Here is a 17373-nt window from a genome sequence, read left to right on the forward strand (position 1 = left end):
GATCTTGTTTAGCCTTGATCTTCCACTAATTCTCCCAAAGTGTCTTCAAACTGAATTTTTTCAACGCGTAAAGTTAATATTCGAGAGCCTTCAAGTGAATCTACTTTCATCAACAAATCTTCTAACTTCAAAAATGCATCGTCGTTTTTGCTTGGAACACTACCAAACTCTGTTATGAAGTATCCGGCAATCGTATCAACATCTTCAGATTCTATCTTGGTACCAAAATAATCATTAAACTTCTCTATCGGGGCTGATCCATCCACGACATATTTCTGATCAGTAACTTCTTCAAATAGACTATTTGTTTGATCATATTCGTCATCGATTTCTCCAACGATTTCTTCAAGAAGATCTTCTAGTGTAACAATACCAACCACTCCACCGTATTCATCATTCAAGACAGCCATTTGGTTTTGAGTTCGTTTCATTTGAAAAATCAAATCATCAATGTAGATGGTTTCTGGTACAAATAATGCTTCATTACTGATTTCTTTTAAATCAATATCATAGAGAGCTTGATCTTTCGAAGCTTTCAACAAGTTCTTTACGTGAACGATCCCTAATATATTATCTTTATCTTCGAAATATAGCGGCACTCTAGAGTGCGGGGTGTTCAGCATAGCATCAATATTTTCTTTATTAGAATCTTCGTAGTCCAGCATAAATGAATCGGTTCTTGGAACCATCACTTCTCTGGCAATTTTATTGTCCAGAGATAAGACCCCTTTTAACATTGAGAATTCTTCCAGATCGATGACTTCATGATGATGACTCTGCTCTATAAACGTACGGAATTCATCTCTTGTCATCGTGTCCTCGTGAGCATCAAAATTAATCGGAATAATTTTTTTCATCAGTTTTGTGATCATTTTCAATGTCCAAACAATCGGGATAAATAGTTTGCGAACAATAAGAACGATCCCTACGAGCAACATTGCAGTTTGGTCGGGGTCTTGAGCAGCAATCGCTTTAGGCAGCTGCTCTCCAAATACAAGAAACACAGATGAGACAATCAGTGTAATGATGATCATACTCAGAATTCTGGCAGAAGCAAATTCTCCCATCATACCAGCCAGGTAGTCAGTATAGTAAAACGATGCTAGCGCACTACTGAAGAGCGCAGCGAGTGTCAGAATAATACGAACTGCAATCAGATAATCATCCGACTTTTCCAACAACAGTAACACCTTTTTGGCTTTCTTGTTTCCTTCAATTGATAACTCGATAATTTTGGTTTGATTCAGTGAAATCAATGACATTTCGACTGCTGCAAAAATGCCATAGACAACCGTCAGCAAAACAATAAGTGCTACATGCCCAATTAAGGGCTGCAGACTCCCGGGATCAGAATTCATTATATATTTTCTCCTTTTTTTACGTTCACTTTAATTCATTTATCAAAATCAAAGTCACTATATCACATATCGAGCACTGGAACAATAGCATTCAGTGCAGGCTTCTTAGCTTTTATTTATTATTCAGTATCTTTCAATTCTGGAAGAATGGGTAAGAACCGTTCAACTACATCCCCACTACTCTTTCCTTCAAGGAAACCAATAAACGTGAAATCATTATCCTCCGCATCCAGTGCGTAAACAAATCCATTCGTGACATTTTCGCCATCTTTTTCAATTTCAGCCGTTCCGGTTTTAGCACCTACTTGGAAAGGCAAAGATGCAAAAGGATGCGCTGTACCATTTGTATCTTCTACAGCTCTAATCAAATCTTCTCTGACAATTTCTGCAGACTCTAAAGATACTGGAGTGAGTTGGTTTGCACCTGATTCTTCATCCATGACGAGTGTAGGAAATGTCATCATACCATCATTTGCTACAGCAGAATAAAATGAAATCTGGTGAATCGGGCTCATCAATAATTCACCTTGACCATATGCAGTATCTGCCAGTAATGTTGGTCTACTCAATGCGCCATCATTAGATATTTGAGCTGGTTGCATACTGAACGGAAGATTCATGCTGGCACCGAACGGGAATTGACTCAGTTCTTTAACGAATGTATCTCCACCCATTTCGAGTGCTTCCATTGCGAAATAAATATTATCTGAATACGTAATGGCTGCTTGTAAGTCAACTTCTGTAACCGCGTCACTTACACGAGTAATTTGATGTCCTCCAAACGAATCATCATTTGGACTCCATTGTAGTCCCTCAATCGTATGGGTTTTCTCAGGTGTTGTGACCCCAGTATCCAAACCAATCATAGAAGTTAATATCTTGAAAGTAGAGCCGGGAGCATACCGCGCTGCATATCGAGCAACAAATGGCGTATTAGGATCATTGTTGTAATTCTGGTAATCCTCACTTGATATACCTCTTACAAAAAGTTGCGGATCATAAGAAGGTGAGCTTGCTGCTACTAGTAGCTCTCCTGTATCCGGATCCATAACCACCGCTGTTCCTGGTTCACCTTGTAACTGGTCGTAGAATGACTGTTGTAAATCGATGTCAATTGTAAGACGAATATTTTCTCCATCTTTAATTTCTGATTCAATCAATACGGATTTTTGCTCGCCTTCTTCTGATTCAATGAAAATTCTACCACCTTTCGTGCCACGAAGTCTCTGATCAAAAGCTGCTTCTAGACCTGATTTCCCTAATATGTCTCCAGTTTGCAAGGTAGGGTTAGCTTCTATATCTTCAGCAGTCGCTTGCCCAACATATCCTGTTAGATGAGCTGCTGCTTCAGACAGCGGGTAGACACGAGAAGCAGTCTGTTGATAGCGAACGCCTGAAAGTTCAGGTCTATTCCCTTCTTCTACCACTGTAAAAGGTACGAAGCTATCTTCATTAACCCATGATTGTTCGAGCAACCCTTCCAGTGTCGAAACCTCCTGATTCAAAGTTTCCGCAATTCGGTTAAAGTTCTCTGCTCTCGCACTTCCCTCCCCTAAAGATGAAGGAAAAAGCCCTGCTTGCCAAGCGTCACCGTTGCCAGCAAGTAGATTGCCATTGCGATCATTCAAACTTCCGCGATCCCCCTCTTCATAACTGATTCTAACAAGGTCTCCCTGTTCCAATTCTGGAAATATCAGTGTTGTATCCCAGTTGACTGACATCGTTTCCTCATCTTCGTAAAGAGTTGTTTTATATTCTAGGTCATTTATCGTCCCTAAAGAAGTGTCCATAGACAATGTATAGTCAAAGTGATAAGTATCTGTTTCTTCGTCTAATCTTAGCTCGGACATCGTTTCATTCAAGTTTGTTGCGCCAATAACTGAAAAAACATTTTGATATCTTTCAGTTATTTCTTCTTTTGAATAAGAGGACGTTGCAATTGAATCTTCTGATAGAAGATCAACCAAATCTACCATTTCTTCTGATCTAAGTGCTTCTAAGTACTGATCGGTAAGAGTCTCTGCTCTAGTCTGTCTCAGTTGAGCTTCTCGACTTTCTTGCCATCTAGTGTATCCAATATACCCCCCAACACATACCAAAACAATCAGAATGACAGCCGTGGGTATTAACCAAATTTTCTTACTTTTATCATTTTTTGTAAATCCTTTTGAAGATCGCTTCATATTCCTACCTGCTTTCTATTAATTCAACTATGGGTTGTCGATTCTCTGTTTAGTCTAGTCTGCGTTCTTGTTTATTGATCGAATATGTCTTTTTCTTTTTTTCTATATCTATCCATTTTTTTACTGAACAATTTTCCGTTAGAAGGTGGTGTATAAGTAATGGCGTTAGCACCTGCTTCAATGGTCTCTTTGATACTTTCCTCTGTCGGACCGCCAGTCGCAATGATGGGTAGTTTAGGATATTTACTTCTAATTTCTCTGACAAGTTCCGCAGTATTCGCAGCATTTGAAATATTCAAAATATCAATTCCCGCAGCCAGTCTATCATCTATATCTGTATATTCAGATACAATGGTCATAATAATTGGAATATCGATGACTTCATTAATCGCTTCAATGGTCTCAATAGGTGTTGGTGCATTCACTACGACCGCCAAGCAACCGTGTGCTTCGGCAAACAGTGCCATATTTGCTGATCTTGGACCTTGAGTCGTTCCACCACCTACTCCAGCAAGAACAGGAATTGTCGACACAGATGTAATTGCTTGAATGATTGCGGGATGTGGTGTGAACGGATAAACGGCCATAATGGCATCAGCATTATTGTTCATAATAATTGAAATATCTGTCGTAAACATCATGGCTTTAAACCTTTTTCCATTTATGTTGATACCACTAGCATTTCTTATGACATCTGGCACTGCAATATAATCTTTTCTTAAATTAGTCTCAACGACTGGCACTTCTTTTTTATTGGTCATTCGCTTGTCCCTCATTTTCATTAGTGTCATGATCAAACCTTTGAAGATCATAGGTTTCAATTAATGAGATCACTTTGTCAGGATAGTCGGGGTCAGTAGCATAGCCCGCTGTTTTAAGCGCTTTTGCAGCATCCCGATAGTTCGAAGATTCAATAACATCCGCATATAGACTATCATCCCACTCTGTTCCGTTCTTCAAAAGCTTCGCGTAATCCTCCATGGACTCTAGCAATGTATTATAACTTCTGAATTCGGCTCTGATCTCTACCCATTCGTCCTCTTCAAATTCCTTTGTAGTATAGTCTGTTTCATTTGTTCCTTTAATACCATAATAATTATTTTCACGTTGCGCTAGCTCACTTCTTCCCCAGTTTGACTCAAGGATTGCCTGAGCAATCGCGACGCTTGGACGAATGCCATAGGTTGCGTTCAAAATCACTGCATTCTCACCAACTTCATCAATAAACTCTTCCTCACGGGAAGAAGAAATGCCAACTGGATCGTCTAGTAATCTTTTACCGACAAAAGCGATGGAGAACACAAAAAACAGTAAAAAAACTAGCCCGATTTTAAATAGTAACATAAAAGGGCTCTGCTTGTTTCTTTTGCCCCTCTTACGTGCTTTCGTTTTTCTTTTAGCCAAAACCAACGACTCCTTTAAACTGATTCCACTACAGCTTATTCTTATAGATTTTCTCTTTCTTCAAGCAATTCTATAAATTCTTCCAATACAAGCTCGTGTTCCTCGATAAACTGGGCATTTTCTTTACCGACATATCTAAAGTGCCATGATTCATAATTAATATCTGTTAGTGCTTCTGCCCCTTCGGGATATCTTAGGATAAAGCCGTAGTCCGTCATTGTTTCCAGTAGCCAATGTTGCGATTCTTGAGTATCGTAATCTGGTGTCAGACTATTTCCATCAGCAATCCACTGTTGATCCACGATGTCTACCGCTAAACCGGTATGATGCTCACTTCTTTTCGGTATAGCGATATATTCTTCTGTTTTAGCGATGGCTTCTTCTTCAGTATAGCCTTCTTGTTTGAATTTACTGATACTATTATCATAGTTATTTTGCTGTCTTTCGACAGAACGGTAACCTGAAGCAAAAAACAGACGATGATCAGCTTCAAGACCAGCTGATATCCATTCTTCAAACGGTTCTACAATTCTTGCATCAATTTCCTTATCTGGCTCTACTTCAACAAGGTTGGGTTCAAAATCGTCTGGTAATGGCTTCCAGTTATTCACTAGTATAAGATTCCAGTCTTTGGAATTTGCATCTTCTGGTAATGATTCCAAGAGCTCGAGATGTGCGATTTCTTCTTTTGTAAGTGTGTCTGTTTTTTCCTCTTTTTGTTCGGATGTTTCAGAAGAAGTGTTTTGCTCATTGGCGCTTTTTGACGTTTCATCTATTGGTGTCCGATCTGCGGGCGTACATCCTGCAAGGACGATTAAACCAACAGGTAGAATGAACCATTTTTTATGCATTCTAACAATCTCCTACTCTAGTATATTCATGTTACTCATTTTACCACAACGCAAAGTCTCAAACCAAAATACTCATGATAATCTAAACATTTTTAAACGGTTACTTCATTTTTTTGATACAATTAAAGTAGGAAGTTTAAAAAATGATTAAGATAAAATAGATGTTCTGATATTTAAAGTCTTTTCATCTTTTTAAACAATTTTATAGAAAGAAGGAATGATGATGGCTACAATTAAATGGGGTATTATTGGACTTGGTGATATTGCTCAAAGCTTCGCAGATTCTTTTAACTCAGAACAAGCTGAATTAGCTGCTGTTGCTTCAAGAAGTTTACAGAAAGCTCAGGAATTTGCTGAAAGACATCATGTACCTAAAGCTTATGGTCATTATGAAGCGCTCTGCTTTGATCCAGAAATTGATATCATTTACCTAGCTACGCCTAACAGTCACCATGCAGAAAATATTAAAATGGTTCTGAATGCAGGTAAACATGTACTATGCGAAAAAGCGATGGTTATGAGTGCAGCAGAATTTAAAGAGGTTCACGAACTGGCTAAAGATAAAAACTTGATTATTGCTGAGGCGATGACAATTTATCACATGCCTTTATATAAGCAATTGAAATCAAGGATCAAATCTAGGGAATTTGGACAGCTCAAAATGGTCAATGCTATGTTTGGAAGTCTGAAAGAAGCAGACCCTAATAATCGATTTTTCAATAAAGAATTGGGTGGCGGGGCACTTCTGGATATTGGCGTCTATGCTTTGTCGTTCGTTCGTTTCTTCTTAAGTAGTCAGCCAACCGAACTTCAGACAATGGCTAAGCTTTATGAAACTGGTGTTGACGAAATGAGTACGATTCAGATGCGTAACGAACACAATGAATTGTCTAGTGTCTCTCTTTCCTTTAGAGGGAAAATGCCTAAGCAAGGTGTAATCGTCTGCGAGGAAGCTTATATTACGGTATTAGATTACCCTAGGGCCGATAAAGCAGTCATCACTTACGCTGATGGTCGGACTGAGATTGTTGAAGATGGGGATTCCGCCTCTGCTTTATCTTACGAAATAGATGCATTGACACAAACCTTACTTGAAGTAGAAAATCTCTCTTTTATAGATTTGACTCGTGATGTAACCAACCTTATGGATCAGTCAGAAAAACTATGGGGCATGGATTTAACGAAATAATAGAAATCATAGATAAAACAAAAAAGAGATAGCTGTCCGATTTTTGGACATCTATCTCTTTTGATTATTCTTGTGCTTTAAGTGCTTCTATCATATCAATATACTTCAACTTGAAGTGCATCAAAATCATGACAAGTCCTGAGAACAAGAATGTCAACAAACCTGAATACAGATAACTAGTAAAGTTGATGTGACGACTAAATCGCATCATATCTACTTCGGCTGTATTGATGACGAATCGGTGCATAATAACCCCTAGTCCCAGTCCGAAAATAATGCCCATTAATGTCAGTACAAGATTTTCTCTATAGACGTACATGGTCACTTCCTTGTCATAAAAACCAAGTACTTTAATCGTTGATAGTTCACGTTCTCTTTCTGATACATTAATGTTCGTTAAGTTATATAGAACAATAAAAGCCAGTGTCGCTGCTGAGATAATAATGACGAGTGTCACAACATCTAGACTATCTAAGGATCCTTGCATGCTGTCATAGACCACAGAGACAAAGGTTACACCCTGAACGGCTTCTTCTGCATTCAGTAGCTGTCCCACAGCTGTATCTTCTACTTCATCCGTATCATATTCCAATAAGCGTGTATTATAGACAGGTTCTTCTCCTGTCGCTCCTTCAAATGCCTCTGGAGAAAGATAGACAAAGTGTTGGAAGTAATGTTCCACGGTTCCTTTCACTTCAACATCGTATACTTCTTGGTCATTCCCATTGATTTGAATTCTATCGCCTACAGAAATATCTAAAAGATCTGCTAGTTTTTCTGTAATAATTGCCCCTTCATCAGGCAAGTCATAAACTTTTTCTGGATCCTGCTTGTCTTTTAGGACTACAAAGTCTTTTAGCTTTTCTGTATCTTCCGGAACAAATAAGTTGATATCCTGACGGTTGCCGTCGGCTTCAGCAGTGAAGGTGTTTTGTTCAACTCTAAGATTTTCGTCAATCTCACTCATTCCATTAAGTGTGCCTTCGTAGTTTTCTAAATCACTTTGTTCAGCTTCTGAATTCTCAGATACAATGGCTTGGTATAAATTAATTTCTCCATATTGGATACCGCCAATATTTGCAATGGAGTCTGATAAGCCAAACCCTGTAAGCAAGAGCGCTGTACATCCAGCTACACCAATAATGGTCATTAACATACGACCTTTATACCTAAATAAATTTCTTGAAGCAACTTTTTGAGTAAAGCTAAATCTATTCCATAAAAAAGGCATTCTTTCAATCAGAATTCTTTTTCCTTTTTTAGGTGCTTTTGGTCTCAATAAGTCGGAGGCATTACTTTTTAAAGAAATTCTCACAGAAACTAAGGTTGCCAATCCCGTTGCACAAAGTGAAGCCAAGATTGAAATAATAGAATAGCTCCAATAGAATTGCACACCGATATCTGGAAGATTATAGAGAGACCCATACGCATCCATAATGACCGATGGGAAAACCCAATAACCAATACCGAGCCCAATCACTGCACCCATAATCGTTGCAAGAAAAGCGTAGACAAAGTATTTTAAAGAGATATCTGAATTTTTGTATCCTAATGCTTTCATTGTCCCAATTTGACTTCTACCTTCATCGACCATACGTGTCATAGTCGTTAAAGAAATCAGTGCAGCTAACAAGAAGAAGAACACAGGGAATATTTGAGCAATTGCTCCAATTCTTTCTGCATTTTCACCGTACTCAGAGTATCCAGCGAAATAAGAACGATCATTAATCAGATACTCTGGATCATCCAAATTATCAAGATCATCTTGTGCTTCTTCTAATTCTACTCGAGCATCGGCTATTTCTATTTCTGCATCTTCGCGCTCATTCTCGAATGTTTCAAGACCTTCTTGGTACTCAGCCTCTCCATCTTCTAGTTCTACTCGAGCGTCTTCTAGCTCTGTTCGACCATTTGCAATTTCTGATTCCAAAGTAGCTTCTGCTTCATCTAGCTGCTGCGTTCCAGATGCAACTTCTGCTTCTTGGCTTTCAAGTTCAGCTAAACCATTTGTAACTTGTTGCTGTGCTTGATCAAGTTCAGCTGCTGCGTCCTGTAATTGCTGACGGCCTTGCACAATTGCTTGTTCACCTTGTTCAAGTTCTTGTTCTTGAGCAGCTATCTGTGCTCTATTATTCTCCAGCTCTTGTTGCGCTATAGCTAGTTGTTCTTCTGGTAACTGGCCAGCACTTGCCTGAAGTTGTTGTTCAGCAGCATCAAGTTCTTGACGCGCAGCTTCAATTTGCTGTCTACCATTTGCAATTTCTTGTTCTGAAGAAGCCAATTGAGCTTCGGATGCCTGACGTTCCTCTTCAAGTCGATATCTACCTGCATCGATTTCTGCTTGTGCATCCTGAAGTTCTGTACGAGCACTTTGAATCTGAGCTTCGCCTTGTTCAATTTCTGCTCTTCGCGATTCAATCTCAGCACGGGCATTCGACTCTTCTTGCTCTAATTCAGCAAGGCCATCTTCATAGGCTGCCCAGCCTTCATCTAGTTCTCTTCGAGCATCTTGTAATTCAATTCGAGCATCTTCTAGCTCTTTTTCTGCTGACTCTATTTCCTCATATCCATCGTCAATTTCTTCTTGGCCTTCTGCTCTTATTTCAGCCAGTCTTTCTTGAGGTCGATTTTCAACTAAGGTTTCGAGTTCTGCTGTTTTCTCGGTAACAAATGCATCATACTCATCACTATAAGCTTCATATTGAGACGATTCGTCAAAGCGAATAAAGGACTCTGTATAATACTCAACATCAAAATCTTCTTCCAAAATAACGGAAAATCCATCCAATGTTCCAGAACCAGCTTGTGTATTTCCACGTGTATCACTTTCTACATAAAGTGGACTTTTTACAAATCCAACAACTTCAAATTCTAGTTGTTTGAACGTATCTTCATAAGCATCATCTGTACCAGACTCAAGTTCGATCACGTCGCCAATAGCATAAGTATTCTGATAAGTTGAAGTAGAATCAAGTGAAATTTCACCAGACTTCTCTGGAAGGCGACCTTCTAGTATTGTAAAATCATTGATTTCTTTTTGGTCTTCTGGATTGTATCCATATATCTTAGACGTCATCCCAGTTTGGTTCATGACGACATCACTGGAATAAAGGGTTTCAACTGTACTGCCTTCTACCGATTCTAAAAGAGATTTGTCGTCATCATTCAGACCATAAGTAGATAGAATTTGAAAGTCCATCAAATCATGTTCTTGATAATAATCATCTGCCGTTTGTATCATAACCGGACCTGTTGCACTGATTCCCGCAAAAAAGGCTACACCCAGTAAGATTATGGCAAAAATAGATAGAAAACGTGTTTTGGTTTTCCATATTTCTCTAAATGTATCTTTCCATAAAGCTGTTTTTTTCACTACTATTCCTCTTTTAATTTAGATTCGTTTGCTTATAAACTCTTCAGTGGATTCTACCATTCGATATCCTGAACAGGTGTTGGATTTTCATTAACCGTCATACTTCTTACTTTTGCATTGTTAATATCAATCACTCGATCAGCCATTGGTGAGATTGCCCGATTATGAGTAATAACAACAACCGTTGCATTGTATTCTTCTTTTGATTTGTTTAATATCTCCAGAACTTTTTTTCCAGTTTCGTAATCTAGCGCACCTGTGGGCTCATCACAAAGAAGGAGTTTTGGCTGTTTAGCTAACGCTCTTGCAATTGCTACCCGTTGCTGCTCGCCACCTGATAATTGTGCCGGAAAATTATCCATTCGGTGTCCTAATCCAACACTTTTCAATACTTCCGCCGCATCCAATGCATCTGGTGAAATTTCGGCAGCAAGTTCTACATTTTCTTTTGCTGTCAGGTTTGGGATGAGGTTATAGTTTTGAAACACAAAACCTACATCATCTCGGCGATACTTAGTTAATTGTTTCTCACTGAACCCTACAATATTCGTGCCGTCTATAATAACGTCACCTTCGTCAGCAAAGTCCATTCCACCCAATATATTCAGTACAGTTGTTTTACCTGCTCCACTAGGGCCTACAATAACGGCGAATTCATTTTTTTCTATATCAAAAGTAATACCGTCGTTCGCAACAACGGTTGTTTCTCCTGAACTGTATCGTTTGTATTCATCTTTTACTGTTATATAAGCTGTCATTCTGTAGTTCCTCTCTTAAATTCTCTTACTCTATATTAGCATAGGCAATCCAATCTATGGGTTTTGTTTGCCTTTCATTACATATTCTTCACAAAATAGTCATGATTTTGTGATTAAAACTGGTGTATTTTTACAATTTACGATTCTAAAAATAGTGATAAACATGTTAAAGTCAGAAGACATGTAAAAAACCAGCAGAGTTATCTCACTCCACTGGCCTTCTCATATCCTGATTAGTTTGTTTTTTCTAAGACCATCACTTTAAGATAGTCACTTTCAGGATACTGTTCATTGATTTTGAAATCTTCTGGTAATTTGTATTCATCGAGTAGATAAGCATCAACATTTTTATTGTCAAACGCTTCGTTTACCATTTCATAGAAATCATCACGGTTTAGTTTCCAAGTATTGGACGAAGCAATTAACATACCTTTATCTGCCAACACTTCAAGAGCATCTTGAATCAATCCAACATAATCTTTTTCAACTGTAAATGTACGCTTTTTAGTACGGGCGAAAGTCGGTGGATCTAATATAATCATATCAAATTTCAAATCATGTTTTTTAGCATAGTCTAAATAATCAAAAACATCAATCACTCGGATTTCATGATCATCTGGATTTAAGCCATTTAACTCGAATTGTTCAATTGTTTTCGCTTTACTTCTGTTCGCAGCATCAATGTTAACAGTTTTTACTGCGCCACCCATAGCTGCTGCTACTGAAAAAGCTCCAGTGTAGCTAAACGTATTTAATATCGTTTTCCCAGTGCCCCAGTCTTCCATCAATTTTCCTCTGACATTTCTCTGATCAAGGAATATCCCTGTCATCCAGCCTTCATTGATGTAAGTTGCATATTGAATACCGTTTTCTTTGATAATCAATGGTTCTGGTGGCACTTCTCCGTCCACATGCTTGGAATCTAAAGTAGCATCGCTAAAGCGAACTTTTTCGACGATTCCTTTGAAATCAGGAATTGCTACTTTGAAAGCTTGATAAATCTCTTCTTTATGTGTATAAATACCTTTATTAAACCAAGAAAAGATATAAAAACCAGCATAGTAATCGACGGTTATTCCACCGATACCATCGCCATCTGCATTAAATAAACGGAAAGCAGTTGTTGAGTCATCTGCATAGAAAGCAGAACGAGCCTTATGCGCAATTCTGAATTGACGATCGTAAAAGACAGAATCAATCGTTTCGTCTTTATCCGTAGTTAGGATCCAGCCAACTGTACGATTTTCTTTACCCAAATATCCTTTACCAATAAATTTATTTTTTTCATCAACGATCTCAACAGCTTCACCTTCAGTATAATCACCTAGGCTTTTAAAATCATATTCTTCTAAAGCTTGATATCCGTTGCGTAATCGATTTGCTGCTAATGCTTTAACTTGTAATTTTCTCAATTTATTACTCCTTTATATCCGAATGGTTCTTTTTAGTATCAATTAAAGTTATTTTTTCTAAGTTGAGCTTGGATACTGATATTTTCTACAATGCATCCAGAAACTTTATTTTACCACACAAAAAGGTGAATGCCAGATATTTATATGACATCCACCTTTTTCACTATTTTATTATTCTTCGTCTTGTTCTTGTTCTGGCATGACAGGTTCTTCATTGTTCTGTTCCGTAGAATCTGTTTGTTCTTCTTGTTCCGAATCGAGGTCATTTTGCAACTCAGGTGCGTCTGTTTTGTATAAATCAGCTGTAGACTCTCCGCCATTTGTTTCAATCAGACTCGTACTTCTCAACGGATCACTTTCAAAGACGCTTAACTGATTTGAATAAACATAGTCATTTTTCTCAACGTCGCTGAATGAATCCGGCGTGTAAAAGCGTAACAAGTCCATCATCATCAAATCATCTGAGTAAGACAATTCTTGTCTAGCACTTTCACGTACTTCATTCAGTTCAGCAAGTTCTTCTTCAGATAATTCTCCTTGAACTTCTTCTCCAGTTTGAGAATCATAGATATTTTGACCTATAAATGAGTATTCTGGAGTCATAACATTTCCGTTTCGGAATGGTACTGTATTGTTATGTTCTTCAGATAGAATATCTTGGCCCATGAAAATATAGTCATCTGTTTGAATACCTAACAAGTGCATCAACGTCGGCAACATATCTACCTGGCCACTATATTTGTCAATGACTTCTCCATTACCTACACCTGGTGCATGAATAATTAATGGAACCTTTTGCATTTCTGCATTCTGGAAGTCTCCCCATTCATCTTGCTGATCTCCTAGGAGATCAGCAAGATGCGGATTTCTCATATTGGAGATACCATAATGGTCTCCGTAAAGTACAAATACTGAATTCTCGTACAATCCAGCTTCTTTCAAATAGTTAAAGAACTCTTCAATTGCTTGATCAGTATAGTTTGCTGTAGCAAAATATTGATTGATCGTTTCATCTCCCGTTTGAGCTGCTGGGAATCCAGAATTCTGCTCATCCAGCGGGTAAGGGAAATGGTTTGTTACAGTGATAAACTTGCTATAAAACGGTTGTGGTAATTGCTCTATATATTGTGCAGACTCTTGGAAAAACAACTTATCTTTAAGTCCGTATTCAAGTGAACGGTCTCCCGATACATCATAATAGGCAGAATCAAAGAAGTAATCATACCCAAATTGCTGGTAAGTATCGTTTCGATTCCAAAATGATCCAACGTTACCGTGAAACGCTGCCGATGTATACCCAGCTTCTTGCTTCAAAATATTTGGTGCTGCATGGAATGTATTTGTCGTTCCTAAAGTCTGGAACGCACTTCCTTGCGGCAATCCATATAACGAGTTTTCGCCAAGTATCTCCGCGTCAGAAGATTTACCTTGTCCAACTTGATGATAAAAATTCGAGAAGCTATAAGATGAATCATTATGATATAGACTATTTACGAAAGGCATTACCTCATGCATTTCACCATTCTCATCTTCTAAATCATAATCGATCACAAATTGTTGCACACTTTCCATAGCAATAACGAAAACGTTACGACCTTCAGCTTTACCGAAGTATTCTACATTTGGTGCAGCATTATTTTCTTTTGCAAATTCCATAATATCTACTAAATTCGACTCATCCGCGCTTGCTCGAACATGATTATTCTGAGCCGTTTGGAATGCATCGTAAGCTGTAAAGAAATTCAGGCCTAAATATTTCACGATGTAATTACGGTCAAAAGTACGCACAAGTAATTGAGGTCGGTTACTCTCAGCTAATGCCAAATTCCCTGCAAAAAGTGCAAATCCTAAAACCGTTGTCGCTACTGCGTAACGTTTCTTGAAAGGTCGTACGTCCATCGTTATATTGGACTTTCTCTTATAAAGAATAACACCAAGCAGTATGATGATATCCATCCAATATAATAAATCCCAAGGTCTCATCATCGCGATTGTTGAGGTAAATACAGCTCCTGAAACATTATTAGAACCTAATAATATGTTCATGGTTAGAAAATCTGAAAATTCTCTATAAAACATAATATTAAAATAAAGAATCATTGAAGCGATTGTCATAATGCTAAACAATGCAATGTAAGATCTTTTGGGCTTTTTAAAATAAAGCGCTATTGAGAAAAGGATAACCGTTACCGCGATTGGATTGATCAGCAGTATAAATTCTTGTATGGCTCCTGAAACTCCTAAATTGAATTCAAAGGTATATGCCAAGTATGTTTTTAACCAAAAAAGAACGCTTGCTAGACCGAAAAAACCGATCCTTGTATTTAAACTATTTTTTATCTTAGACATGAAGATGCCTCCTATACTTTCTGTGAATCTATTTCTTAAATCATTCTATATTCGATTTAAATCCGTTCTATCACTTACGACATTTTACATTAAATTTACATAGAAGGCAAATGACTCCTCCTTTATGTTTTATAATAAGATATTGTAAAGAAAAGACTACTACAGAAGAGAAAAAGACCGTTCACACTTAGTAAATCGTACCTAAGCGAGAACGGTCTTAAGGGTTATTTAAGGTTTAATTTTTTTCTGGGTCTGGAAAATCAATTGTAAAAATCGTTCCTTTTTCAGGTGTGCTATCTACACTAATGGAAGCTTCATGAAGTGCCACTAGCTGCTGCACAATGGATAAGCCTAGACCAGATTCTCCAAATTTTGTATTGGTTCTAGAAATGTCAGCTTTATAGTATCGATCCCATATGTTCTTCAGCTGATCTTCCGTCATACCGATTCCACTATCTTGAATTCTAATCTGCGTACCTTGGTGCGTTTTGATACCCGTGACAGTAATCAAACCATTATTAGTGAATTGTATGGCATTCTTTATTAAGTTTACTAATATCTGTTTGAACCGATCATAATCAGCAAAAACAGTTATCGGCTCTTCCACACTCAGTTGTAGCGTATTGTTTGAACTTTCAGCAAGAGATTTCATCTGTTCTTGAATTTCTTCAAAAATCTCGGTCAATGGCAAAGCATGTTTATTCAGCATAATTCGATTCGAACGAATATTTTCATAATCCAGATTCTCATTAACTAGTCTAATGAGTCGTTTCGTTTCTTTTCTCATCAACTTGATACTTCTTAAGCGTTGCGATTCCGGAATGACATCATATTCTAAGCCTTCAAGAAGTCCATTGATTGTGGTTAAAGGTGTGCGCATTTCATGCGCTGCATCTTGCATGAATGTTTTACGCCTGTCTTCTTGCCGCGCAACTTCTTGCCGAGACATATCGAGAGCTTGAATCATTTTATTAAAGTCCTGAGATAAGTTATCGATTTCATCTCTATCTTTGTGACTAAGCCTGACATCATAATCACCTTCAGCCACCATATGAGCAGCTTGTCTCAGTCTATTGACTCTTTTAACCTGGTACCTTGCAAATATGAAACTCATAATAATAGCAATAACAGTTGAAATCAGAAAAGCATTAAACAAGTTCCTTTTCAATTCGCTCATTTGTCGCTCAATCTGACTAACCGGAGCACTCACGGCAACAAAACCTGAATAGTCACTTGTACTTTTATTGAAATAAGGTAAATAAACGTAAGCTGTTTCTCTAGGGTTTCCGTAAAGATCGGCTTGTTCAGTTGTCAAAGAGACTCTTTCTCCGCTTTGCAAACGATCTTCTTCATCTGGTACGACTCTGGTTTCGATGTTATCTGGCAAGTCTGGAAAAATCAAATGCCCATCATTATCAAAAACAAAAAAAGTGACGCCTTGGTTTCCTAATAGTGATTGAAAATTCGACAACTGATCTGAACTCAAATTAACATCGACAATCGATTCAGCATACGAAAACAGTCTATTTTCTGTTCCTTTTATTGCAGTGTTACGTGCAAACAATACAATAGAAAAAACAGAAATCGTTAGTATCATTATAATGACTGAAAGAAACCCTAGCATCAACTGATAAAAATAAGGAAATTTCATTACGTTTCTACTGCTCCCGTATCATCAAATTTATATCCAACACCCCAGACAGTATGAATGACTTGTGGACCGTTTTGTACTAACTTTTGTCTTAACTTTTTAATATGTGCATCAACGGTTCTTTCGTCTCCAAAATACTCGTAGTCCCAAACAATTTGTAAGAGTTGCTCTCTTGAGAAGACTCTTCTTGGACTGTTCGCTAGTGTATAAAGTAAATCAAATTCTTTAGGTGTTAAGCCTTCAAGCACTTTATCGTAAAGTATAACTTCTCTAGTATTTCTATCTAACTTCAAGTGTTCTGTTTCAACTTCGTATTCTTCTTGAACTGCTTTTTCCGGATTATCTGTATGGTCTGCTCTTCTTTTAAGTGATTTGATTCGAGCAACCAATGTTAATGGACTAAAGGGTTTAGTGACATAATCGTCAGCACCGATTTCTAAACCGATGACTTCGTCACTCTCCGTATCTTTAGCTGTCAACATAATAATTGGTATGCGGGTAGAATGCTTTCTGATTTCCTTACAAATCATCATACCGTCCATTTCTGGTAACATAATATCTAAAACAATTAGGTCAAAATTTTCTTGATTATCCATATAGGTTTCAAGACCTTGTTTTCCGTTATGAATAAATGTTGCTTCCCATTCTTCTTTCAAAAAAAACATTTCAATCATTTCACAAACAGATTCATTATCTTCAATCATTAAAATATTCATGTATATCCCTCTTTCACTTAAGGTTTTCCTAGGGTTTATTCTACATTATACATTGAATATTTGAAAATTTAACGTGAATCTGGATATTTCTTCTTTTAAATTAGATAAAATAGTGAAAATAGTTCGAAT

12 protein-coding genes are annotated in these 17373 nt (G+C 37.6%); 1 reads left to right on the forward strand and 11 read right to left on the reverse strand.

Features of this window, described 5'->3' with window-relative positions:
* Positions 1-8: 8 nt before the first annotated feature.
* The 5 genes from VXN63_RS07750 to VXN63_RS07770 form a co-directional block, all read right to left on the reverse strand.
* A complete protein-coding gene (locus VXN63_RS07750; RefSeq protein WP_327757456.1) occupies positions 9-1358 on the reverse strand; it encodes a hemolysin family protein in 1350 nt (449 codons plus the stop codon).
* 119 nt (positions 1359-1477) lie between these two features.
* Positions 1478-3541 carry a penicillin-binding protein PBP4(5) gene (gene pbp4, locus VXN63_RS07755; RefSeq protein WP_327757457.1) on the reverse strand — a complete coding sequence of 688 codons (2064 nt, stop codon included), beginning with the start codon at positions 3539-3541 and terminating at the stop codon, positions 1478-1480.
* A gap of 71 nt (positions 3542-3612) precedes the next feature.
* A complete protein-coding gene (locus VXN63_RS07760; RefSeq protein ID WP_327757458.1) occupies positions 3613-4302 on the reverse strand; it encodes a hydrolase in 690 nt (229 codons plus the stop codon).
* Positions 4292-4945, reverse strand: a complete 654-nt coding sequence (locus tag VXN63_RS07765; RefSeq protein ID WP_327757459.1) for a glycoside hydrolase family 73 protein — start codon at positions 4943-4945, stop codon at positions 4292-4294. Before VXN63_RS07765 ends, VXN63_RS07760 begins: the two co-directional genes overlap by 11 nt.
* Before the next feature lie 41 nt (positions 4946-4986).
* Entirely contained in the window at positions 4987-5796 is an 810-nt protein-coding gene (locus VXN63_RS07770; RefSeq protein ID WP_327757460.1) for a M15 family metallopeptidase, read from the reverse strand.
* 223 nt (positions 5797-6019) lie between these two features.
* Between VXN63_RS07770 and VXN63_RS07775 the strand changes: the two genes are divergently transcribed.
* Positions 6020-6985: a Gfo/Idh/MocA family protein gene (locus VXN63_RS07775; protein WP_327757461.1), complete on the forward strand. Its 966-nt coding sequence runs from the start codon at positions 6020-6022 to the stop codon at positions 6983-6985.
* Positions 6986-7049: 64 nt separating this feature from the next.
* Here VXN63_RS07775 and VXN63_RS07780 read toward each other — a convergent pair whose 3' ends face one another.
* The 6 genes from VXN63_RS07780 to VXN63_RS07805 form a co-directional block, all read right to left on the reverse strand.
* Entirely contained in the window at positions 7050-10358 is a 3309-nt protein-coding gene (locus VXN63_RS07780; protein ID WP_327757462.1) for an FtsX-like permease family protein, read from the reverse strand.
* Positions 10359-10411: 53 nt separating this feature from the next.
* Positions 10412-11116, reverse strand: a complete 705-nt coding sequence (locus tag VXN63_RS07785) for an ABC transporter ATP-binding protein (protein ID WP_327757463.1) — start codon at positions 11114-11116, stop codon at positions 10412-10414.
* A 233-nt stretch (positions 11117-11349) separates the two neighbouring features.
* Positions 11350-12528, reverse strand: coding sequence for a class I SAM-dependent rRNA methyltransferase (locus VXN63_RS07790; protein WP_327757464.1), 1179 nt, complete (start codon positions 12526-12528; stop codon positions 11350-11352).
* Positions 12529-12699: 171 nt separating this feature from the next.
* Positions 12700-14877, reverse strand: coding sequence for an LTA synthase family protein (locus tag VXN63_RS07795; RefSeq protein WP_327757465.1), 2178 nt, complete (start codon positions 14875-14877; stop codon positions 12700-12702).
* Between the two features lie 235 nt (positions 14878-15112).
* Positions 15113-16528 (reverse strand): HAMP domain-containing sensor histidine kinase, encoded by a 1416-nt coding sequence (locus VXN63_RS07800; RefSeq protein ID WP_327757466.1) that lies wholly within the window; start codon positions 16526-16528, stop codon positions 15113-15115.
* Complete coding sequence (locus VXN63_RS07805) at positions 16528-17244, reverse strand: response regulator transcription factor (RefSeq protein WP_327757467.1); 717 nt, start codon at positions 17242-17244, stop codon at positions 16528-16530. Before VXN63_RS07805 ends, VXN63_RS07800 begins: the two co-directional genes overlap by 1 nt.
* Positions 17245-17373 lie beyond the last annotated feature (129 nt).

The organism is Marinilactibacillus sp. XAAS-LB27 (assembly GCF_036039175.1).
Classification (GTDB): domain Bacteria; phylum Bacillota; class Bacilli; order Lactobacillales; family Carnobacteriaceae_A; genus Marinilactibacillus.